We start from the raw sequence: 22811 nt of genomic DNA, 5'->3' as shown, positions 1-22811 counted from the left end.
GGCAGAGAGGTGGCCCGATAACCCGAGCGCCGGTGGCCCGATCAGCTCAGCACAGGTGGCCACGTCGACTGAGCGCGGGTGGCCCGAATGGGTGAGCATACGCAATCCCGAGTCATTCGTTGACACAGGCCCCCTTTTTTCTCCGGCGGGAAGCGTCTTTCGAGCTCCGTTCGCACTCCGCTGGGCTCGGATGTGGGTGCTGTCCACTGAGGCTTTGTCCCAGTCGATCTCGCCTTGCTGATCAGCCGTCGCCTGGAGGGTCTGCAGCAGACGCAACCAGGTCCCATCTCTTGACCAGCAAACGAATCGGTCGGAGCACGTCTGCCAGGGGCCGTATCGGCGGGGAACGTCTCGCCAGGGTGCACCTGTTTTGATGTGCCACAAGATGCCGTTCAGGACCTTGCGGTGCGAAGCGTACGCTTGGCCGCGCTTTGGGTTTCTCGGCAGCAGGGGTTGCAGCGCAACCCACTGCTGCGGCGTCAGGTCCGTCTGATGTATCTCCCGGACCTACGCGCTGCAGATGAGTTCCGTCAGCCAGACCCTAATCACAGACGTAGATATGAAGGAATGGCAAACAGAGGTCTCCAAGTTCGGCAGAGGGATGAGAGAAGGAAGGAGGCAAGTATGACAGACTGTAAGTCTGCACGCTCTGCACGTTCTCGCCGAGCTTAGTGTGTATAAGAGAAGGTAACGAGTGGTGTTGGGGGTTCTGCGCTGACGGAAACGCCGGTCTGCACCCGCTCGAAAATCTTATTCGATTATTTACCGATGTCTTCCTAGTTAAAACTGATCCTAGGACAGAACCAAAGTAGTATAGGATTGTCTTCTCAAGGATTTTTCTACTTTCTGTATCTCTGCTATACTTTATTTCCATATTTTTATCCCAGATAATAATCTGGCCACAACAAAAAGGCTAAAATTTCTTAAGCGGTAACACACAGATATCGCAATATTTGATAAGTACAACGAATGTAAAATTGAATGACATCATCTTAAGTACTCTGACAAGCTCAGCAGAGTAAAATCTCCTGGAGAATTTATGAAAATACTAACGTTAAAGGTTAATACGTCGATTCTAGTTTTGACTCTATTATTATCTTTTTTCGCCCGCGCTCAAGATGGAATTAGAGGAGTTGTTAATCTTGGAAGTAATGGTTGGCTATTTCAGAGTGAAGAATTGACTGGATTCGACAAGAATTATTTACCAGACTTTGTCAGCAAACTTAAATTTTTCGATGATTATTTAGGAAAGTCAGGAACTAAGATAGTTTATGTGATTATTCCCACTAAGTACGAGATATATGGTAAATTTGAGCTGAATAAATCAAAAATATCGGACGAATCTTACGAAATAATCGGAAAAAGTTTAAAAGAGGCAGGTCTAAAGTTTTTGGACGCCAAATATGTATTAAAAAAGGCTGCTGAAGGAGGCAGCTTGGTCTGGATGCGAAGGGATACGCACATGTCTCCACAAGGCGGTCAAATACTAGGGAAAAATATTGCACATTATCTTACCACTAATCAGTTGGTAAATATCACTCACAAAAACAATTACACCATAGATTTTCAAAATGTGGATTTTCCAAGTGATTTATGGAGATTTATATACCCGAAAGATCAATTAGTTTATCCAAAATTCGAAAGCATTGTTTTTCCCAATATTAAATTCAGCAATAAAAATTCAGAACTTTTAGCAAAATTCAACCCAGATATCGTTCTGATAGGAACAAGCTACAGTGTTAGACCATTCAATTCTATAGCCGTTGGTATTGAGCAAGTATTAGGGAGTGAGATTCTAAATCTTGGAAGGGACGGCGGAGGAATATGGGGTTCTATGGATTACTACCTAGGCGAACGGAAAAAAAATCTTGTGCCCGCTTCCCCTAAAGTAATAATTTGGGAAATTCCAGAAAGATTCATAAATAAGCAGTCGATTCAGACGTATCACGATTTTCCAAATATAAACAAAGTACTAGATAACAGATAATTAGAAATCTTTATTTACTTCGGTGATAAAATTTTATTCGTAAAATTGCTGTTAATATTTATTTGGATGCCAGATGCTAAATAGAAAGACTAAAGACATGGACAGCGCAGCCTGCCGATCAGGCGACTGTTATTGAGCTCGGCTGAAGTAAACGATGGTAAGTAACTATTAGTACCGGCATAGATTGAGGTTGCCTCACCTAGCAGAGACCAGAGACTGGCCAACCCTTGGAGATTGTCGGGATCAGGAGTTCACTCTCATCATTCCGATTTCCATCGACTCGAACTTCTGCCGGTATCAATAAGTAGCTTAGCAGTGTAGACCACCTCATACGGCCCGACCCCAGCTCGCGCCTTCAACCGCCGCCCGCAGCTGTGGTTTGTCCTCATAGAATCGCTTGAGAAGGTCGTGGTATTTCAGCTGTCGCCAGCAGCCTTCCATCAGGTTCAATTCTGGGCTGTACGCGGGCAAAAATGTCAGAATCAGCCCTCTGGCTTTCCATCCCTCCCGTTCCGCAGCGACCAGTGCGCAGGTATGCACGCTTGCCCGGTCACACACCACCGCTGTCGGGCACGCCGGGTCTGCGTCCTGGGCCAGCCGTTCCAGGAAGGCCACGATGTCCGCGCCGGACGTATTCGTCTCTACTTCTCGGTACAGGACTTCGCCCGGAGCGAAGTCCATACAGCCCAACAGATTCAGCCGCGCCCGAATTCCGCGCTGTTTGCTGGTGGGGACGCGTAACGGATCCTGAACTGGACGCCAGCTCTACGTGTTTGGCTGGGTGAGCCAAATGGCGGCCTCGTCCGGATACAGGAGCTTCGTCAGCCCTTCGAGCGCCCCTTTTTTACGTCCTGTACACTCTCCAAGAACTCGGTCTGCTGCTGCGGGTCGGGACGACCCGCCACCACATAGCGGGTGCGTTGCCAGGTCAGACCCAACTTGAGAAGCTGACGACGGACGGTACTGGGATGCAGCGCGACACCATGTTCCTGCTCGAGCCAGTTCGCGACGGTTCTGGCGGTCCAGACCTGATCGTCCTGACGAAGACGCGCCAGAAGCTGCTGGCCGGTCTCGGCAGTCATGGCGCTGGAACAACCGGGATGGACGCGTTCCAGGAGCGCGTCCATCCCTCCATGTCGATACAGGTGAATCGTATGCCGGGTACTGATGACGTTCATGATGCCGAGCTGCTCGATGGCCCGTGCAGAGAGGCCTTGGTGCGCGTGCCAGAGAGCCAGGTAGCGCTTGCGTTCACATGGCAGGACATCACGAGCAATGAGCAGCTTCGGAAGCGCCAGGACGTCGGCCGGAGTCAGTTAGGGGGCGAGGCGTTGGATAGAGTATTCTACACTGCCAAGCTACTTAACAACGCATCTGTTCGGCGATGCGGGAGGCGGTCTTTCAGATAGGCAGCAAGTGTGTCAGCATGGCTGAGAGCAGTCCTGGATGTCGTCACAGACCCAGATCCTGCCCTTTACGCTGCTTTTCTGCGTCTCAGACACCATTTAACTCGAAGTGTCAGCTGCTGAGGGCTGAACCACTACAGGTGGTAATTTGAAAAATTTTTCCACTCTGTTTATGATTCAATCACTAGGAAGGTAAAAAAATGAGAAGAATATCATTTTTGCTTGCGCTATGCATATTTGCGGAAAGTATTGCACTTTCTCAAGTGACATCCACACCAACAAGAAGCGGCTGGCTGTTTCTTGATGAAGAGCAGCCGCTAAAAGATAACGAATTGGACTCAGACATAGATATATCTTTATCAATTATAAAGGGCGTAAGCCATTATCTTGTTAGCAAAGGAATTATATTAGTCGTCACTCCTGTACCCATAAAAGCGAGAGTTTACTCCGATAAATTGGATGCTCCACTTAGTTTATCGGCAAATTCTCGTTATCAACGCGCTCTCGATTTTTTTAAGAAGAATAATATCTTCGCCGTTGACACCCTCGCTGCATATAGAAGAGCCCAGCGGCAGTCACCGCAAAATCTTCTTTACTTTCAACTTGGAAGCCATTGGAACACAAGGGGGTCTGAAATTGCGGCCCAAGCGACGGCGCAAGTCCTGATGAAACTCCCACAGATTCAGGAGATAGACAAAGTCAATGTTTCACTCAGGCGCCTGCCTCCCCTGAAAACAGAAGATAGCATGATGAAGATGATTCGTCCCGAATCGACCATCCCAATCGTCGACATAATCGAATACGACAATCCTGTAGATGTCACGATAAATAGCAGTGATTCCCTCTTAGGGGATGCGGTGCCTAGCATTGCCTTAGTCGGTACTAGTTATTCCGAAAAAACTTGGAACTTTCCCAAAATGCTCGCCTATTACACCAAACGTGACGTGCTGGACGTTTCTCTGGCCGGGCAACAAATTTGGATTCCAATGCAGAAGTACCTGTCCAGCACAGAATTCAAGGAGGCCCCACCGCGTATTCTCGTATGGGAGGTGCCGGAGCGTTACCTGCTCTATCCACCTGGTGGATACCGCGTTGCCGATACGGGGTGGCTCAACACATTGCCTTGATCCTCAGCACCTGACGCTTTGTGTTTTTCCCTCTCCAGGAGAGGGAAAATCTGTTTTGAAGAGGTCCATGTACGTCCAGAACGCGTCCAATTCCCAGCGCACAGCCTGACTGAGCTGTGTCCATCCCACGCGCGCCGTCCCTCTCGATTTCCGCCCCCGGTTGTCCAGTGTCGGCGGATCCAACTCCTGCACTGCGCGACCGACCCACACCATCCAGGCCAGAACAAGGCAGAGCAGACCAAACAGTCGGGAGAGTCGGTCTGGGGCGGTCATGTGGGTGTCTTCAAGTCCCAGGCCGCGTGCCTTCAGCGCTGAAAACGTGCATTCCACCCCCCAGCGTTTCTGATAGGTCAAACGTGTGTCCAGCACGGGTCAATCCGAAGCGACGATGACCCTGTCACCCGCGGGTGACAGGGTCACGACCACGCGCATCCACGTACCATACACCTACGCGTTCTCGAAGACTGAACGAACCTCGCCAGGTTGCAACTCCAGAACCTGATCTTTCGCCAGGAGGTCGTCGATCCGGGTCGTCTCCTTGATCCGGAAACAGCGCTTGATGCCCTTCCAGCGCAACCACGCACACCATCGCTTCCCCACGAATTCATTCTTGGGCAGAACAGCGCCGATGACGACGCTTGCCCGCCGGTCAGCGATCAGCACCGCCCAGCGCTTTGCTGGGAGCACCTTGAGGAGTTGAGCGACCAGCAGGATCCGTGCGGCCCAACTGCTGCGGCCAAGCGTCCTCTCCTGCGGAGCTGTGCCAGTCATGGGCGCTGTTCTGGCCAAGACGTTGCCCTGGTGGGGCAGGACGGTCCATGCCAGCGGTAATACCACCCCACTGAGCGCAACGCCGAGCACCAGGAGGTTGAGTGGGGTCTCTCCGTCATGCCAGGTGGTGCGGTCCATCACCATGGTCAGTTTCCCGTCCAGAAGCAGGGGAAGCAGGACGTTCAGGACGTCCTGCGGAGTGAGCTGCAGATCATGAACGACCCGCGCGACGACGCGGGTCTTGGAGTCGAGTGACGCGGTCCGGGAGAGGTGGAGCGCGATGTTTTGGTGCATGGCTGACTCGGCCTGGAAAATTCCCAGGAGCACTTCAGCGAGTCGGAACAATGCATCTGTTCGGCGATGCGGGAGGCGGTCGTTCAGGGAGGAGGCAAGTGTGTCAGCATGGCTGAGGGCAGTCCTGGATGTCGTCACAGACCCAGATCCTGCTCTTTACGCTGCTGTTCTGCGTCTCAGACACCATTTAACTCGAAGTGTCAGCTGATGAGCCCGCTCTCATAAAATCTGTCAGGCCATCAGGGGGCACGCCACATTTCTTGATTTCCTGTTCACCTTCACGGTGCGAGTGGAAACTGAAAGTTAACGATGGTCAAGACATTCGGTTGTCGTGAAGAGTGGGAGAAAACCTAATTCTGCAACGTCGGTTGGTGGTGTTCGTTCGGGCATTGTCTTTAACGTCCGGGTGTGTTTCAATAGGCGAATGCCGTACATCACGCTCAGCGATCAGATCAAGAAACTCCATAACCCTCAACGCAGTGACGCGTTCGTGAAGCAGTTGCGGAATGCCGTCCGTGAGGGCGACATCGACGCGGCGGACCTGCAGGTGCGCTTCGACCTTCCCAAACGCTTCGCGAAGCGCGGCACGGACGAGACGTACACCCGCAAGGTGCGCGACATGATCATCGACGTGACGCCTGCCTTCGAGGAGTGGTTCGAGAACATCAACCGCGAACTGACGCCCGCCCGCAACGGTGGCCGGATCAAGGTGTCGGTCGCGGCGGTCGAGTCAGGTCTGGTGGACTTCAAGTCGCTGGCGGAAGAGACCCGCAAGAAGATGGACGCGAGCTTCAACAAGGGCCAGGCGCTCGGCAAGAGCCGCGCCGGGAAGGCCCCCCGCAAGAGCAGCAAGAAGTAACGTCCACGAAGGAGGCGGGGCGCGGCCAGTTCGTCTGGCACGCCCCGCTTTTTTTCGGCGTATACCGTGGCTTTACGTCAGCCGGGCACGCTGCAGCCCGTATGCGCCCTTTCCTGAGTTCCGTGCCCGTGCCCGGCGTGGCATGCGGCCCTGCCGTCCTGAGCCGCGTGCCGGAGGTAAGCGCGATGTTCTGGCTCGTCAAGGTGCTCACGACGGGCATGGGTGAAACCGCATCGGATTTCCTGGCGCACCGCCTGGGGCCGGTGCCGGCGGTGGGCGTGTCGGGCGTGCTGCTGGTGCTGGCACTCGCGGCGCAGTTCCGGAGCGGCCGCTACCGTCCGGCTGTGTACTGGTCGGCGGTGGTGATGGTGAGCGTGTTCGGGACGGTGACGGCAGACGTGGTGCACGTCGGGCTGGGCGTGCCGTACCTCGCGTCGACGGCGGCGTTCCTGGTGGCGCTCGGCGTGATCTTCGCGGCGTGGCGGCGCGTGGAGGGGACGCTCTCGATTCACAGCGTGTTCACGGCGCGCCGTGAGGCCTTTACTGGGCGGCGGTGCTCTCGACGTTCGCGCTCGGCACGGCGGCCGGCGACATGGCGGCCCGCACGCCGGGGCTCGGGTGGTTCGCGGCAGGACTGGTTTTCGCCGCGATGATCGCGGTGCCGGGCGTGCTGCGGGCCCGCTTCGGGGTGAGCGAGGTGCTGACGTTCTGGTGGGCGTACGTGCTGACGCGGCCGCTGGGCGCGTCGTTCGCGGACTGGTTCGCCGTACCGCCGCAGGACCGCGGACTGGGTCTGGGGACAGGACCGGTGACGCTCGCGCTCCTCACGGTGATCGTGCTGCTGGTCGGCGCGCTGGCCGTCCGGGCACGCCGGGCCGCACCCATGCCGGTGGCGGCGGGCGACTGACGCGGAGCACAGGGAGCCTTTCAGAATGGCTTCGGTCCAGCCGCGTCTTGCGCCCGAACGTGACCGCGTCCGCGACGCGGCCCGTGAAACGGCGTACCCTGCACGCCGATGGTACGCGTGATACAGGAATTTCTTCGGCTCAGTCCGCCCCGGCAGGATCACCTTCCGGCCCTGCGGATCGCGCTGGGCGTGGCCGTACCGCTGCTGCTGCTGCTCGCGACAGGACGGCTCGACCTCAGCATCTACGCGTCCTTCGCGGCGTTCACCGGCATCTATGCGCGGCACGAGCCGCTCACGTCCCGCGTACGGCATCAGGTGACGAGCGCCGTGCTGCTGCTGGCGTGTGTGGCGCTCGGCGTGTCGCTCGCGCGGGCCGGGACGGGACCGTTCGGCGTGACGCTCGCCGCGGCGCTGGTGTCGGGCGTGGGGGCGGTACTGGCGGCCGCGCTGGGCCTGCGCCCGGCCGGGTCGCTCTTCTACGTGTTCACCGTGACGGGCGTCGCCACCCTCCCGAACGCCGCGCCACTGCCGCTGGCGCTGGGCGTGGCCTGCGCGTCGGCGGGCTTCAGCGTGCTGCTGGGCGTGCTCGGCGCGCTGTACTCGCAACGGGTCCGGCAGGGAGAGCTGTTCACCCCGCCGCCCAGTCCGCTGACGGAGGAGGACCTGTCGTGGCACGGCGGGCGACACGCGCTCGCAGCGGGCCTTGGGGGCGTGCTGGGAACCCTCCTGCTTCCCGGCACGCCCCACACCGCGTGGGCGATGGTGGCGGCCGTGGCGCCCATCTCCGCGCAGGACCATCAGGGCCGGGTGCTGCGTGCCGTGCACCGCGTCGTCGGGACGCTGCTGGGACTGCTGCTGACGTTCCTGCTGCTGCGGTTGCCGCTGCAGCCCTGGGGGACGGCGCTCGTGATCGTGGCGCTGCAGTTCCTGGCGGAGCTGTTCATCGCGCGCAACTACAGCGTCGCGCTGCTGTTCGTGACGCCGCTCGCGCTGCTGATGTCGCAGCTCGCACATCCGGTCCCGGTGAACGGGCTGCTGGTCGCGCGGGCCACCGAGACGGTCCTCGGGGCACTCGCGGGCCTGCTGGTGGTGCTGCTCGTGCGTTCCCGCCGGGAGCGCTGAGCGGCCCACCCGTCCAGACCGTCTCGCCGCAGCCAGACGGTCTGTTCCCGCCGAGTTCACCGGCGCCGACGTTCGCGGCGTCCGGTCAGCAGCACGCCCTGCGCGGTCAGCGTGGCCCCGCAACCGAGCAGGATCAGGTTCGCGAAGTCCGGACTTGTGGCCGTCAGCGCCACGCTACCGCCCGTCACGAATGCCCCGAAGATTGTCATGGTCACGCCCAGCGCGCGGTTCAGGCGGGCACGCCGCTGTCGTTCACCCGGCGTCCGGGCGGGCGGCAGGACCCCCAGCCCGTCGCGGCGGCGACGTTCCGGGAGACCGTCCGGACGTCCGGTGCTCGTGTGGGGACTGGACGGGTGCGGGGCACTGTTCAGGGTCGCTCCTCGGACGGCGGCCGTCCTGCGGCCATCATCTACCGGCGCAGGTGCCGGGTTTCGGGGCCGGGCCACAGTTGCGCACCCTCTGAACCCAACGGTGTGCCGGGTGACCCTTCCTGAAGGTGCTGCCAGATGAACGGTCCATGTCGGTTTGTGACACCGCGGAGAGTCCGGCCCTTTATGCTGACGGATATGGCACAGCCGGGGGATGACAGCGCGGGGTGGGTGGACCCCACCGCTGCACTCGATCTGCTTCAGGCCGCGACGTACGACCGTCTGGCGGGCCTCGCTGCACGGTTGCTGGGGACGCCCATCGCGATCGTGTCGCTGTTCGACCGGGACGAGCAGCGGTTCGTGGGGCGGCACGGGACGGCCGCGCAGTCCAACACCCTCGACCAGAGCTTCTGCCAGTACCTCACGGCCCCGCCGGAGGAAGGCCTGATCGTGCCCGACGCGCGACTCGACGAGCGTTTCGCCGGGCTGAACGGCGTGTCGGGCCGTGCCAGCCTGCGGTTCTACGCCGGGCAGCCGATCCTGCGTGACAACGCCGTGATCGGCAGTGTCTGCGTGTTCGACCGGACGCCCAGAACGGACTTCGACGCCGCTCAGCTGGACGTGCTGCGCGACATCGCGGACCTCGCCATGAACGAACTGCAGCGGCAGGAAGCGCTGCGTGAGACGCTCGGGGCCGTGCAGGCCCAGCACCGGAACGACGAGCGGCTGCGGAGCGTGCTGCGGCTCCTGCCGGACGTGACGTACACCCGGGACGCGCACGGCGCCCTGACGTACCTCAACCCGGCCGCGCAGGTGCTGCATGCCGCAGGAGCGCTGCCGGGCGACCAGGACGCCGAGGCGCGGGCGCTGGAGACCGCCGTCTCCGTGACCGTGACGCGGACCGTGTGGGCCTCCGGTCATCCCAGGACGTACACGCTGACGGTCGTGCCGGAACACGGCGCGGACGGCACGCCGACCGGGACGCTGTCGGTCGCGCGGGAAACCACCGGGACCACCGGGGAGGGCGCCGCCGCCCTGATCGAGGCGCAGGTGCAGGCACGGACCGAGACGCTCGTGCGCCTCGCGTTCACGGACGCCCTCACCGGTCTCGGCAACCGCCGCGCGATGGAAGCGGCCCTCGAGGAGCACCTCGTCCGGTACCCGGCCCGGACGCTGCACCTGTGCCTCACGGACCTGAACGACTTCAAGTCCATCAACGACCAGTTCGGCCACGAGCGCGGCGACCAGGCGCTCGTGGCGCTCGCGGACGCGCTGCGCGCCGAGTACGGCAGCAACGTGTACCGCCTCGGCGGGGACGAGTTCGTGATCCTGCAGCCCGGCCGGGAGGGCGACACGCGTCCCCTGCTGCTGGCCCTGCACGACGAGCAGGACCTTCTGGGCGTCCGGACGCGCGCCGTCCCGCGTCACGTGCAGACGGGCAGCGGCGCGCTGAGCGTCTCGCTCGGTATCGCCAGCGCCCCGGTGGAGGGCCGCACCGCCACCGACCTGCTGCGCCTCGCGGACGAACGCATGCTGCACGAGAAGACGCGCCGTCACGCCTCGCAGCGCCTGCAGCAGTTGAGTGGCCGCGCCGCGCCGCCACAGGTGGCGGACCTCGTCCGCGAGACCCTGCAGGCCACGCTGGCCCTGCTGAACCTCAACGACACCCTCACCCCCGAGATCTACCAGGGGCTGCTGTCGGCGGGCGTGGCGTCCATCCGCGAGGCGAACGCCGGATCGCTGTACATGCTCGACGGGGACCACTACGTGGTGGTGGCACAGGTGGGCTTCACGAACCTGATGGTCGGCCTGCGCGAAACCCCCCAGGAGGCCCGCGTGTGGTACGGCGAGACGCTCGACTGGCAGCAGGGCAGGGTCCGCGTCCTGACGGGTGCGGAGGTGATGGCGCGCAGCACGCACGCCCTGCGTGACGACACCGTCCTCAAGGGCGAGGTGTACCACGTGACGACCGAGGCGCTGCGGGCGACCATGTGTGTGCCGATCGTCAGCGAACACCGCGTGGTCGGGTACGTGAACTTCGACTCGTTCCGCAGCGAGGACGCCTTCGGTCCCGGATCGCAGCGCGCCGCCGAGGAGTTCGCGGTCCAGCTCGCGGCGGTGTACACGGCGCGCGCACGCGCCAGACGCGAACAGGCCCGCCAGCAGGAAATCGAGGTGCTCCTCGGCATGAACGAGGCGCTGCACCGCGACCTGAACGAGACGGAAGTGCTGCAGACGCTGATGGAACAGACCGGGCGGGTCCTCGCATCCAACGACAGCGCCCTGATGCTCACCGCTGCGGACGGCACGCTCCAGGAGGTGTACGCGTACGGCTGGCTTGCGAGCGAGGAGGGAGGCCGGGTCGCGCGTGACCTCGCGGCGCAGACGGCACGGCAGGGCACCACACTCCAGGCGCAGAACGGCACGCATGCCCTGCTGTCCGCCGCGCTGCCCGGCGGGTCAGGCGGACCGGTGGCCGTCGTGATCGGCGCGAGGTCCCTCCCGGCGTCGTTCAGCGCTCAGGACCTGCGGCTGCTGACGGCCGTGGCGTCCACCGGTGCCACGGCCCTCGGCCGCGTCCGGACGATGCAGGCCCTCTCGGACCGCGCGCAGGAAGTGCAGATGCTGTCCGAACTGACGCTCTCCTCGCTGCTCACGACCGACCCGGAAGGCGTGGCACTCGATCACCTGAGAGCCTGCGCGGCCTTCTTCGGCGCGTCCGGCGGCGGGTATCACGACACCGCCACCGGACGCGGACTGACCCTGGACGGCCGGACACTCCACCTCGCCTCGCCGTCCGTCCTGCAGCCTGGCGCCTCCCCTGACGGCTGGCGGAAGGACCAGACGCACGGCGTGCACTACATGCTGGACCACCGCCAGCACGAGAACCCGGACGCGCGCCTCGAACAGCTGGGAGCGAGGACGATCATGATGGCGCAGGTGATCGTGAACGGCACGGTGCGCGGTCAGTTCGGCCTGTGGTGGGACCGGGTCCTCGGAGCGCTCCCACCGGCTGCGCCCGCCATCCTGGGCCGCGCGGCGGAACTCGTGAGCCTCGCCACCGAACGGCGGGACACGCTCAGGCAGCTCGACGACACCCGCGAGGGTGCCCTCATGGCGCTCGGCCTGGCGCTCGAACTGCGGGACTTCGAGACGTCCGGACACACGCAGCGGGTGGTGGCGCTCGCCGAGGCCTTCGGGCAGGAACTGCGGTTGCCGGAATCGGAACTGGAGGAACTGCGGCAGGGCGCGTACCTTCACGACATCGGCAAGCTGGCCGTACCGGACGCGATCCTGCTGAAACCAGGGCCGCTCACGCCGGCGGAGTGGAGCGTGATGCAGGCGCACACCGTGACCGGCGCGGACCTCGGCGCGCGCATCCCGGCGCTGCCGCAGGGTGTGCTGAACCTGATCCGGCATCACCATGAACGCTGGGACGGCTCCGGTTACCCGGCCGGGCTGAGCGGCGGGAACATCCCGCTCCTGGCACGCCTCTTCAGCCTCGTGGACACCTACGACGCCCTGACGAGCGTCCGCCCGTACAAACACGCCTGGACGCCACAGGAGGCGCGGCAGGAACTGCGCGCGCAGGCGGGAAGGCAGTTCGATCCGGCCCTGACCGAGGTGTTCCTTCATCTGCTGGCGCGCGCCGCGGCTTCCAGAGGTACGCTGGATCCATGAGCGTCCCGCCTGCCGACCGGCACGTCATCCGCAGGACGGTCGGTTACGCCGACCTGAACGAACTCGGTGGCCTGAGCACACCCGTCGCCCTGCGCTGGATCGAGGAGGCCGCCCGCGCACACGCGGAGGCCGTCGGGGTGGGCGCGCCGCGCATGCTGGAGGAACGCACCATGGTGGTCGTCCGCCAGCACGCCATGCATCTGCACCACCCTGCCCGTACAGGCGACGTACTGGAAATCGAGACACGGGTGATGGAGGCAGGCGGACCAAGGGCCGTGCGGCAGAACGAGGTCCGGCGGGCACTGGACGGGCGGGTGCTGCTCACCTGCCGCACCGAGTGGGTGTGGATCGATCCGCAGACGGGACGGCCCCGTCGTCTAGGACGGCCCTTTGTCGAGGCCTACGGATTCTGAACCTCAGGCCCGATCCTGCGCGGCTTCACAGGAGGGCCGTAAAGATGCCTGGAAAACCCTGTCCGCACTCCAGTTAGGGTAAGCGCCGCACTGCAGCTCAGAGAGGCCTTCTGAGGTCAGGAAAGCCCATCCCGACCGACAGCTTCAGGGCAGGTCACGACCTGCCAGCTGCCGCAGGTCCTCCACGAAGCTCTGCAGCGTCAGCTCGCTCGCCGCGCGGCTCGCCTGACGCAGCAGGTCACGGCCATCCACGTGCCCCGCCGCGATGGCCGACTGCACGCGCGCCAGCACTCCCTCTCCGGCCGACTGACGCAGCAGCATCTTCAGGGCCGACACCACCTGCGCGGCCTGTTCCGCCTTCGGCAGCGCCCGGTACGCCGCCTCCACGCGCGCATCCTCGTCCTCCGTCATCGCGGCCTGCTCCGCCTTCGGCAGCTTCCTGACCGGACGCGCCGCAGCGACCACACTCACCTCCGGCTCCACCGCGGCCCGTCCCGCCTCCGGGTTCAGGTACTTGCCGTCCTGATCCTTGATCACGTCCACCAGCAACGCACTGCGGTTCCGCGCCTGGTACCCGTGCCGCAGAAGGGCCTCGAACAGTTCCAGCCGCGTCGTGACGTGCGCCTCCCCGTGATCCTTGACGAGCTTCAGGGCCACGTTGCGCGCCACCTGATACCCCAGCAGCGCCTGCAGCAACGGCGAGTCCGGCATGACCTCCACGGCCGGCTCGGGATTCCCCGCGTCCCCGAAGCGGTACGTGAACCGCGCCGCCTTCCCGCGCCCCTCGAAGATGACCTCGGTCAGGAATCCGCGGGTGATCAGCTCGTCGTGCGCCTCGTTCAGGTTGCGTTTGATGCGCGCCGGAATGGTCTCGGTGAGCTTGCAGTCACGCGCCCAGTCCGAGACGAGCACGCTGAACTCCAAGGCCGGGTGCAGCGGGTCGTGCTCGTTGTAGCGGCGGCTGTTCAGCAGGCGGTACAGCGCGCGTGCCAGCGGACGTTTGAGGGTTGTCAGGAACTCCAGGTCCAGCGGGTGCATGTACCGGTTCCGGATGGATTCCGCGACCGGGTCGGCCAGCTGGATACTCAGGGTGGTCCCCTGCGTGAGGCTGCGCCCCTCGGGCGTGCTCTGGCGGATCTGGCTGATGTAGCTGAACTCCACGCTCACCCAGCCGGTGGCGCCCTCATCGCGGCGCCGCCAGGCCTGCGCGATCTTGAACTGGGCGGCCCGCAGGCGTTTGAGGGCCACCTGCAGGCGGTCGTAGTTCTGACCGCTGTCCTCGAACCCGGCCCGCTGGATCAGGTTGTACGCGGTGGTGTGCACATACCCGTCGTTCGGTGCGCCCTGCTCGAGGTACATGGCGTTCAGAGCCGTCACGAAATCACCGTCCAGGCCGTGTGGAACGCCCCCCACCTCGCTCGGCGAGAAGCAGGAGAGCTCGCCGTCGTGCCCGTTCACGTCGAAGGTGTTCACCCAGGTGGTGTAGCTCTCCGGGATGCGCTCCTGAATGCTGATCAGGCCGAGTCGCGTGAGGTTGGTCTCGTCGAACTGCGTGAGTTCGCCGATGGGCCGCGGAGCCGCCTTGGACTTGACCAGCTTCTTCGCCATGCTGAGGGTGAGTATACCCGCTGGGACGGCAAAAAAAATGCCGAGTTACCCGGTAGGTCCGGCCCTTGATGTTGATCTTTTAGAATCTTTTAAAAGATGTGTTTAAAAGATATTGATGATCAACATCAAGGGCCGGAGGCGAAATCCCGATAAACACGGCGTTTTTCGGGCGAATATGCCGAGTTACCCGGGTCAATATGCCGTGTTACCCGGCCCTAAATGCCGAGTTACCCGGGTCATTCTGCCGTGTTACCCGGTAGCTGGCGGCGAAAAGATGCCGAGTTACCCGGTAGGGACCAGGCTGAACATGCCGAGTTACCCGGTAGACATAAGGCCCGAAATGCCGAGTTACCCGGTAGGGCCCGGACGCCAATATGCCGTGTTACCCGGTAGGCCAGGACATCAATATGCCGAGTTACCCGGTAGGTGGAGAACGTCATTCTGCCGAGTTACCCGGTAGCCATTTCCACCGAACATGCCGAGTTACCCGGTAGGGTCCGGACGCCAATATGCCGAGTTACCCGGTAGGTGGCCGCGCACTGCACCCGGCCACGAAATGGGCCGAATCTGCCGAGTTACCCGGCCGCATTTCACGAACATCCACGAAAACAGCCCCTCCATTCGGATCCCGCCCTGCACTCCTGCCCGAAATCTGCCGAGTCAATCGGGCAATTTCACATCGAACGACCCGCCGCACCGCCCGAACGCCTGCAGCGAAGAACGCGAAAATGCCGAGTTAATCGGGCAATTTCGCGTTCGTCCTCTTCTCCCCTGCCCGGAACGGCGGTGTGCACCCACAGGATGCACCGGTCCTCCCTCCCGCGCCAGTGCACCGAACGTGCGCCTCAGCGGGTACCGATCGTCACGCCCCCCTGATCCTGCACGGCGCTGATGTTCACGCTGCCGCTGTACGCGAGCCCGTTCACGGTCAACGTCGACTGCAGCGTCACACTGCCGACCGGGACGCCCGACAGCGAGTACGGCACGGCCGACTGCGTGGCCGTCAGCGTCCCGGCCGAACTGAACGTCTTCACGGACTGGCCATTCTGCAGGGCCGTCACCGTGAGCGTGTACGGACGCGCCGCGCCGGCCGCCGCGACCTTCGCGAGGTTCACCGCCGCGCCCACATCGAGGAGCTTCCCGCCCGCGACGGTCCGCGCACTGTTCCTCAGGACACCCAGCACCTGCGCGGCACTCAGGTCAGGGCGCGCCGCGCGCACGAGGGCCGCCGCGCCGGTCACCAGCGGGGCAGCCTCGCTCGTCCCGGCCTCCAGGGTATAACTGCCGTTCCGGGTGGTGGTGAGCGTCAGGACCTGCGTGCCGGAGTAGCTGTAGCAGTTGCTGGTTCCCGTTCCGGCGTTCCCGCCGGGTGCCACGAAATCGAGCGCCTTGTCGCCGCTCCGCGGGCGGGCGCTGTAACACGCGAGGTCGTCGCTGTCTCCCAGCGCACCGACCGCGACCACGTTCGGGTCGGCCGCCGGGTAGTACAGGCCGTCCCCGGCAGTGTTTCCCGCCGCCGCAACCATGAGGACGTCCGCCTGCGCGGCCGCCTGAATGGCGCTTCCCAAAGCCGGGTCGGGATTGCTGCCGATCAACCCCAGACTCATGTTCACGACCCGCGCACCCTGCTGCACGGCGTAGTTCAGCCCGGCCGTCAGGGCGCTCGTGGACGCCGCCGTGCCGGAGAAGACCTTGACAGGCAGCACCGTCTGCCCCGTCCACGTCAGACCGCTGATGCCGACCCCGTTGTTGCTGAGGGCGGCAATCAGACCGGTGGTGCCGGTGCCGTGCCCGGCGTCGCTGGTGGCGTCTTCCGAAGGATCGCTGTCCTGATCGCCGAAATCGTACCCGTTGAGCAGACGCCCGGCGAGGTCCGGATGGGCCAGGTCCGCGCCCGTGTCGAGCACCGCGACCTTCGCCCCGCCCAGTGACTGCGCCGCGTCCTGCAGGGTCTGCCATCCGCTCGCGGCGTTGATGCGCGTCAGGTACGCCTGCGTCTGGGCGCTCCCGTTGACGGTGACCCCCTTGCCGCCCGGGAAGCCGGGGTCGTTGGGGAGCGTCAGGGCGGAGTACAGGTAGTCGGGCTGCACCGTGTAGCCGGCCGACGCGAGTTGCGCGGCATAGCCCTCGTCCGACTGCGCGGCAGGTGTGACGGCGGCCTGCCAGGGCGTGCCCGGCACGGCCTGCGCCGTGACCTGCTGCCCGTTCAGGCTCAGGGTTGACAGTGCACCGGTCTGGGGCGCCGTCCCGGTGACGAGGACACGGCCCGGCACGTGCGGCCGCGACCAGTCCGGCATGCCGGAAGGTGCGGCCAGAGACAGGCTGACGGCCGCCGGAAGATTCACCGTTCCGGACAGGGTGGCGGACCCGCTGGGGTCGGGGGTCTCGGTGCCGCCACAGCCGACCAGGACGGCCGTGAGCAGGGACAGCGTCAGTGCCGGGTGGCGGGCGTGCAGGCGCGGAAAGTTCCGTAGGGTCATGGATCCTCGTGTGGCGTGAATGGGAGCGTCAGGCGCGGTCCCCGTGACCGGCGCGTTCATCCGGAGCGTACCGGAAAGAGATGAAGAAATGCTTCAGGACCGGTCTGCCCCCTCCCCCGATCAGGGGGCAACAGGCGGCGTCCTGCCCCTGTAGCATGACAGTCTATGCCCACCCAGCGCGCCGGCACCGCACGGAACGGATGACGTTGCCGGGCCTGCCCCAACTCTCCACCCTGCCGGGCCGCGCCGCCTTCGAAACCGCCCTCGGCGCGGCCGTACAGGCCGGACGCGCGTTCCTGCTGCTCGTCGCGGACCTCGACGAACTGAAGCTCATCAACGACCTGCACGGCCACCCGGTCGGTGACGAGGCCATCTACCGGCTCGCGACCGCCCTGCAGGAGGCCGCGCAGGGCGACGTGTACGCCTTCGGCGGCGACGAACTCGCCGTGATCGTGCAGCCCGACCCTGATCAGGCCCTCCGGCGCGTCCAGGCCGCCCTGACCTCCTGGCGGACCGCGCCGCTCCTCACGGCCCCGACCGTGGCTGTCACGGCGAGCGTCGGCGCGGCCCGCTTCCCGCTGGACGCCACCACGGCACGCGGCCTGTACGACGTGGCCGACCGCCGCATGTACACCGCCAAACGCAGCGGCGGGGGCCGACTCGAAACGCGCGACAGCGGCACCTCCCCACCGGACACGCGCGGCCCGAGGCGCCTGCTGGAACGCGAGGCACACCAGGAGATCATCGGTCTGCTCGTTCAGCACGGGGGCGCCGCCGAATTTCTCGGTCCGCCTGGCAGCGGCCTGAGCGCCCTGCTCGACTACGCCGCGCGGCTGTGCCGGCTCGGCCGCCGACGCGTCCTCACGCTGCGCTACCTGCCCGCCCTGACGCTCAGGGACGAACCCTGGCTGCACGCGGGCACCCTGGACGGCGAACCGCTGTCCAGTCTGGACGGCCTGCACGACACTCCGCCGGACGTGGTGCTGCTGGACCTGAAGGCACCGCCGGACCCGGCGTTCATGGCGGCCCTCACACCCGCCCTCACCGCTGCACGGACGGTCCTCAGCTTCGGTCGCCCCCTGCCGAGCTGGGTACGGGGAGACGTCGCATCGATCAGCGTCGAACCGCTCAGCCGCGAAGCGAGCAGCCGTGTCCTGCGGCAGGTGTGGAACCTGGGACCGCAGCCGCTGCCGCCCCTGCCGGAATGGGCGTACACCCTGTGCGGCGGCTGGCCGTGGCGACTGCGCCAGCTCGCCCGGATGCTCGCCCACGACGCCCAGAGACGCCACCAGGACCTCCCGGAGTACCTGGCGCAGCTGGACGACACGGTCCGCAACCGTGCGAGGCGCCGCCTGGAACGGACCCGACCCGACCTGCCCGCCGACGTTCATCCGCTGCGCGGCCGACTCGGCGAGCTCGGGGACGCCCTCACGCGGCTCGGGCCAGGCACGACCGTCACCCTGACCGGACCGAGCGGGCGCGGCAAGACGAGGCTCGCGCGTCAGGTGGCCGCCGAGATCCCGAGCAGCGGCCTCGACCTCGCCTGCTGGCTGGACGCACACCAGACCGCCTCCCCGGAACGCGTGACGGCCGCCCTCGCAGGCCTGCTGGACCTCCCCGCCCTTGACCTGCCTGCCCTGCAGGCGCAGCTCGCCCCGATGAACCTGCTGCTCGTGCTGGACGACGTCCGCCCCGGCAGTGGGGTCCCGGACATGCTGGAGACACTCCGGCTCATCTGCCCGGGCCTGCAGCTGCTGCTGACGGCTCAGGCGCCACTCGGCCTGCCGTCCGAGCAGGTCCTGCAGCTCGGCCCGCTGCCCAGCGACGGGGCCGGAAGCGCCGCCGCCCGCCTCGCGCGTACCGTCGCACCGGACCTTTCGGACGCGATCAGCACGCGCCTCGCACAGTACAGCGGCGGTGAGGCCTTCGACCTCGTGCTGCTGGCACGCACCGCCGCCCTCCACCCTGAAGCCGACTGGATCATGCCGGAAGCGGACGGGCAGGAGCGGCCCGGCGGCGTCACATACACCTGGACGCGCTTCAGTGAAGCGGAACGGCGCGTGCTGTCGATGCTGAGCGCGCTCGAAGGCCCCGTCGACGTGCTCGCCGTCCAGCGCCTGACCGGCGCGAGCGACCTGCTGGTGGGCGCCCTGCTCCACCAGGGCCACCTGCAGGGCCAGGGCGTCTACCGCGTCCCGCAGCTCGTGGCGAGGCTCGGCCGACAGGCCTTCGAGACCCGGCCTGCCTGGCGGCGCGAACTGACCCGCGCCCTGCTCACGGAAGCCCAGGCACGGCTCACCGGCACGGCCGTGAAGGTCGGTCCAGCCGCCGTGTCGGACCTGCGGCGCACCACCACCGAGAGCATCCTGCGGACCCTGGTGCGTTTCCCCCTCGGCCCGGCCGTGAACGCGCTGCTCGAACGGATTGCGGACGCCTGGCTGAACGAAGGACGCGCGCTGGCGGCCTGGGAACTGCTCGAACCACTGCTGGACCGCCGGGGCGTGAGCGTGGCACTCCGCGTCGGGACCGCACGGGTGCTTCAGGCGCTCGGCGACCACGCACGCGCCGAGACGCTGCTGCGCCGTACGCTGAAGCACGCCCGGCACGGAGTGGACCGGCAGTCTGCGCTCCTCGCGTACGGCCGCGTACTGCACCGCCGCAGCAAGTACCCGCAGGCCGCGCAGGTCTTCCGGGACCTCGTGCCGGACCTGCCGCCCCACCTCAGGGCGCAGGCGCTGCACCAGTGGGCCCGCGCCATGCTGTACCTGGGCCAGCCGGACGAGGCACTCGCGGTGGCAGGCACCGCCGTCACCGAGGCGCAGGACACCCGTACCGAAGGCATGGCGCGCAACACCCTGGCGCTGGTGCTCGTGCAGCTCGGCCGCACGCAGGACGCGAGGACGGAGTTCGGCCGGGCGGACCTCCTCCTCTCCTCGGTGAACGACACGGCACAGGTCGCCCTGAACCTCACCGGTCTCGCCTGGACCCTGATGCTGCAGGACGAGCATCTCCAGGCGCTGCAGCACAACGAACGCCTGCTGCGCCTGTACCGCGACGGCAACGCCCGCTGGGAACTGGCCAACACCTTCCTGAACGTCGGTCACTCGCACGCCCGACTCGGACACGGCGCGGCCGCCCGCAGCGCCTACGGTCACGCCCTGAGCCTCACCGCTGAACTCGACGCGCCCTCCCTCGAAGCGGAAGCGCTCGGCGGTGTGGCGGACCTGCTGTGGCGCGAGGGACGGACGCAGCGTGCGTCCCGTCTGTACGCGGCGGCCCAGGTGCACCCCGGACACAATGCCGAATTCGAGATGTTCTTCGCGCATCTGCGCGCCCTCCCCTGCCCGGCGCATGTCCCCACGTGGGCGGAGATCCGGGCTGAACTGCAGCAGGAACTCACGCCGGACATCCCCTCTCGGCCGCCCGACAATCAGGTTGTGCTTTGATCAAAGCACGCGCAACCTCCACATCGACCGCCGGGCGGCAGCCTTGCCCGCACGACGCTCCGCCTGCCGGACGCCCGGTGCTCTAGACTGCAGGCAATGATCACCCTCACCGTCTTCAATCACGCCGGCGGGGCCGCCAAGACCTCCACAGTCCGTGACCTCGGGTACGCGTACGCGCAGCAGGGCCTGCGGGTGCTGCTCGTCGACATGGACCCACAGGCGAACCTCAGTTCCTGGCTCGGCGTGGACGCCGACCCCGACGAAACCGTCTACCGAACCCTCACCGAGAACGCCCCGCTGCCCGAACCGCACGACGTGTTCGGCCTGCACCTCATTCCCAGCACCCTCGGACTCGCGAAGGCCGAAGCGCAACTGCCCGGCATCATCGGCGGGGTGGCGCACCTGCGTGACCGGCTCGCCGAGATCAGCGACCGCTACGACCTCGTGCTGCTCGACAGCCCGCCCAGCCTCGGCCAGCTGAGCCTCGCCGCCTGCGTCGCCGCGTCCGCACTGGTCGTCCCCGTTCCCACCACACACAAGGGCGTGGGCGGCCTGCCCGCCGTACACGAAATGATCGCCACGTACCGCAAGCTAAACCCCGTCCTGCACGTCGCATGGTACCTGCCGACCCAGTACAACGCGCAGACCGGACACCACCGCGAAGTGCTGGAAGTGCTGCGCCAGAACGTCAAACCGCTCGGTTCGCCCATCACGTACCGTCCGGCCGTCTACCCCGACGCGCACGCGCAGGCCATGCCGGTCAGCGCCTACCAGCCGGGCGGCCCGGCCGACCGCGAGATCCGCCGCGCGGCCGACGAACTCGCCGCCGTACTCAACCTGAAGGTGGCCCGGGCATGACCCGCCGCAAGAGCGCCGTCGGCGCCCTGAACGGCATCGTGGCGAACATCGCCGCAGCCGACGCGGGCAGCGTCGCGCCCGAACAGCGCCTGCCCGTCGAGAGCATCCGCGTGAACGCCCACGTGCAGCCGCGCCGCGACTTCGCGGACGACGCGCACCGGACCCTCACCCAGAGCGTCACGGAGCGCGGCATCCTGCAGCCGCTACTCGTCCGCCCCCTCAAGGCCGGCGGGTACGAACTCGTGGCCGGCGAACGCCGACTCCGCGCCGCTGTCGCCAGCGGCCTGACGGACGTGCCGGTCGTCATCCGCGAGATGAGCGACGACGCTGCGCGCGAGGCCGCCCTCATCGAGAACCTGATGCGCGAGGACCTGAACGTCGTGGACGAACTCGACGCGACGCTCGTCCTGATCGCGGGCCGCCTGAACCTCACGCCGGACGCCGTGCCGGGCCGCCTGCAGGCCCTGCGCCGCCCCACCGAGGACGACGCGGCAGACCTCGCCGTGCTCGAGACCCTGTTCACGCAGCTCGGCAGCGGCACCTGGACGTCCTTCGCGAAGAACAAGCTCCGCATTCTCGGCTGGCCGCAGGATGTGCTGGCCGCGATGCGTTCCGGCGGCCTCCCCTACTACCTCGCCGGACAGATCGCCACCGCTGAGCCCGCGCTGCGCCAGGAACTGCTGCAGATGCACCAGGACGGCCGCTCACGCGCGGAGCTGCTCGCGCACCTGCGGGCAGGCCGCACCGGGACCGCACAGCCAGCTCGGATGAAGCGCCTCGGGCAGACGCTCTCCTCGGACCGCTGGTACGCGCGTCTGGCGGCAGATGAGCAGCGCGCCGTACAGGACTGGCTGGCCTCCGCTCCCGGCGTGATCCGCAGCCTGCTCGCCCCCGAGGTCAGCGACACCTGAAGCTCCACTCCAGATCCGTCCGGGGCGTGCTTTGATCAAAGCACGCCCCGCTCACGTTGGGGATCTGAACAGCGACGGAGACTGCAGTCTCGGGGCGCCTCTCCCGAATCTCGCTGTGCTTTGATCAAAGCACGCTTCGGCGATGGGATTGGTCGGGATGGAACCATGCTCGAAAATCCAGATGTGCCTGAATGCACCGAATGCCGTGCTTTGATCAAAACACAGGCTGTTGTGGCGTCCGGTCCAGAGGTTGATCCAGACGGGCAACAGTGCATTTGCAGAAAGACGGTGGCTGCGCCGATCAGAACGGATAGTCCGGAGTCTGCGCTTTGATCAAAGCACATCCAGCCTTCTGTCGCTGAGGCGATTCGAGACGTCGGACCCTGTACCGCCTTATGCCTGGAGACTCCGCGCGAGTGTCCCCCTGACCATGTGCTTTGATCAAAGCACGAAAACTGAGGCCCGCCATGAACAGGCTATCTACGGTTCGAGCAGAGCCGCGCACAGGTCAAAAAGGATGCGCTCCGTGTGCTTTGAACAAAGCACATACGCTGCCAGCCCCAGTGGTCGGGT

15 protein-coding genes and 3 pseudogenes are annotated in these 22811 nt (G+C 64.9%); 11 read left to right on the top strand and 7 right to left on the bottom strand.

The genetic code is table 11. The annotated features are described in order from the left end of the window. Positions 1 to 129: 129 nt before the first annotated feature. A pseudogene (locus IEY33_RS11055) lies at positions 130 to 498 on the bottom strand (IS5 family transposase); the annotation flags it as partial. 541 nt (positions 499 to 1039) lie between these two features. Between IEY33_RS11055 and IEY33_RS11050 the strand changes: the two are divergent. Then, entirely contained in the window at positions 1040 to 1987 is a 948-nt protein-coding gene (locus IEY33_RS11050; RefSeq protein WP_188963320.1) for an alginate O-acetyltransferase AlgX-related protein, read from the top strand. A gap of 327 nt (positions 1988 to 2314) precedes the next feature. On the opposite strand, the pseudogene IEY33_RS11045 reads toward IEY33_RS11050, so the two are convergent. Both IEY33_RS11045 and IEY33_RS11040 read right to left on the bottom strand, forming a co-directional pair. Further along, a pseudogene (locus tag IEY33_RS11045) lies at positions 2315 to 2704 on the bottom strand (transposase); the annotation flags it as partial. Positions 2705 to 2808: 104 nt separating this feature from the next. Continuing rightward, on the bottom strand, positions 2809 to 3165 hold the full coding sequence (locus IEY33_RS11040) for a winged helix-turn-helix domain-containing protein (protein ID WP_268238831.1): 357 nt from the start codon (positions 3163 to 3165) through the stop codon (positions 2809 to 2811). A gap of 428 nt (positions 3166 to 3593) precedes the next feature. On the opposite strand from IEY33_RS11040, the gene IEY33_RS11035 reads away from it, so the two are divergent. After that, on the top strand, positions 3594 to 4520 hold the full coding sequence (locus IEY33_RS11035) for an alginate O-acetyltransferase AlgX-related protein (protein WP_188963317.1): 927 nt from the start codon (positions 3594 to 3596) through the stop codon (positions 4518 to 4520). Positions 4521 to 4523: 3 nt separating this feature from the next. On the opposite strand, the pseudogene IEY33_RS11030 reads toward IEY33_RS11035, so the two are convergent. Next, a pseudogene (locus IEY33_RS11030) lies at positions 4524 to 5723 on the bottom strand (transposase). A 286-nt stretch (positions 5724 to 6009) separates the two neighbouring features. On the opposite strand from IEY33_RS11030, the gene IEY33_RS11025 reads away from it, so the two are divergent. The 4 genes from IEY33_RS11025 (at position 6010) to IEY33_RS11015 (ending at position 8473) form a co-directional block, all read left to right on the top strand. After that, positions 6010 to 6444, top strand: coding sequence for a hypothetical protein (locus IEY33_RS11025; protein WP_188963316.1), 435 nt, complete (start codon positions 6010 to 6012; stop codon positions 6442 to 6444). A gap of 185 nt (positions 6445 to 6629) precedes the next feature. After that, complete coding sequence (locus IEY33_RS19300) at positions 6630 to 7097, top strand: COG4705 family protein (protein ID WP_229670945.1); 468 nt, start codon at positions 6630 to 6632, stop codon at positions 7095 to 7097. Then, a complete protein-coding gene (locus IEY33_RS19295) occupies positions 7037 to 7351 on the top strand; it encodes a COG4705 family protein (protein WP_373288055.1) in 315 nt (104 codons plus the stop codon). Before IEY33_RS19300 ends, IEY33_RS19295 begins: the two co-directional genes overlap by 61 nt. Positions 7352 to 7459: 108 nt before the next feature. Next, positions 7460 to 8473 carry an FUSC family protein gene (locus IEY33_RS11015; protein WP_188963315.1) on the top strand — a complete coding sequence of 338 codons (1014 nt, stop codon included), beginning with the start codon at positions 7460 to 7462 and terminating at the stop codon, positions 8471 to 8473. 56 nt (positions 8474 to 8529) lie between these two features. On the opposite strand, the gene IEY33_RS19480 is transcribed toward IEY33_RS11015, so the two are convergent. Further along, positions 8530 to 8661: a hypothetical protein gene (locus IEY33_RS19480; RefSeq protein ID WP_268238830.1), complete on the bottom strand. Its 132-nt coding sequence runs from the start codon at positions 8659 to 8661 to the stop codon at positions 8530 to 8532. Between the two features lie 378 nt (positions 8662 to 9039). Between IEY33_RS19480 and IEY33_RS11010 the strand changes: the two genes are divergently transcribed. After that, positions 9040 to 12522, top strand: coding sequence for an HD domain-containing phosphohydrolase (locus tag IEY33_RS11010; protein WP_188963314.1), 3483 nt, complete (start codon positions 9040 to 9042; stop codon positions 12520 to 12522). After that, positions 12519 to 12935, top strand: coding sequence for an acyl-CoA thioesterase (locus IEY33_RS11005; protein WP_188963313.1), 417 nt, complete (start codon positions 12519 to 12521; stop codon positions 12933 to 12935). Before IEY33_RS11010 ends, IEY33_RS11005 begins: the two co-directional genes overlap by 4 nt. A gap of 144 nt (positions 12936 to 13079) precedes the next feature. Here IEY33_RS11005 and IEY33_RS19475 read toward each other — a convergent pair whose 3' ends face one another. Both IEY33_RS19475 and IEY33_RS10995 read right to left on the bottom strand, forming a co-directional pair. Continuing rightward, on the bottom strand, positions 13080 to 14543 hold the full coding sequence (locus IEY33_RS19475; RefSeq protein WP_188963312.1) for a replication initiator protein A: 1464 nt from the start codon (positions 14541 to 14543) through the stop codon (positions 13080 to 13082). 845 nt (positions 14544 to 15388) lie between these two features. Next, a complete protein-coding gene (locus tag IEY33_RS10995) occupies positions 15389 to 17023 on the bottom strand; it encodes a S8 family peptidase (RefSeq protein ID WP_188963311.1) in 1635 nt (544 codons plus the stop codon). Positions 17024 to 17223: 200 nt separating this feature from the next. Between IEY33_RS10995 and IEY33_RS10990 the strand changes: the two genes are divergently transcribed. The 3 genes from IEY33_RS10990 (at position 17224) to IEY33_RS10980 (ending at position 22238) form a co-directional block, all read left to right on the top strand. Beyond that, positions 17224 to 20469 (top strand): diguanylate cyclase, encoded by a 3246-nt coding sequence (locus IEY33_RS10990; RefSeq protein WP_188963310.1) that lies wholly within the window; start codon positions 17224 to 17226, stop codon positions 20467 to 20469. Positions 20470 to 20565: 96 nt separating this feature from the next. Beyond that, a complete protein-coding gene (locus IEY33_RS10985; RefSeq protein WP_188963309.1) occupies positions 20566 to 21327 on the top strand; it encodes a ParA family protein in 762 nt (253 codons plus the stop codon). Next, entirely contained in the window at positions 21324 to 22238 is a 915-nt protein-coding gene (locus IEY33_RS10980) for a ParB/RepB/Spo0J family partition protein (protein ID WP_188963308.1), read from the top strand. Before IEY33_RS10985 ends, IEY33_RS10980 begins: the two co-directional genes overlap by 4 nt. Positions 22239 to 22811: the final 573 nt, after the last annotated feature.

This window comes from Deinococcus aquiradiocola (assembly GCF_014646915.1).
In the GTDB taxonomy this organism is placed as follows: Bacteria; Deinococcota; Deinococci; order Deinococcales; family Deinococcaceae; genus Deinococcus; species Deinococcus aquiradiocola.
The sequence above is the reverse complement of the archived record's forward strand: the minus strand, read 5'-3'. Positions and strand labels throughout refer to the sequence as shown.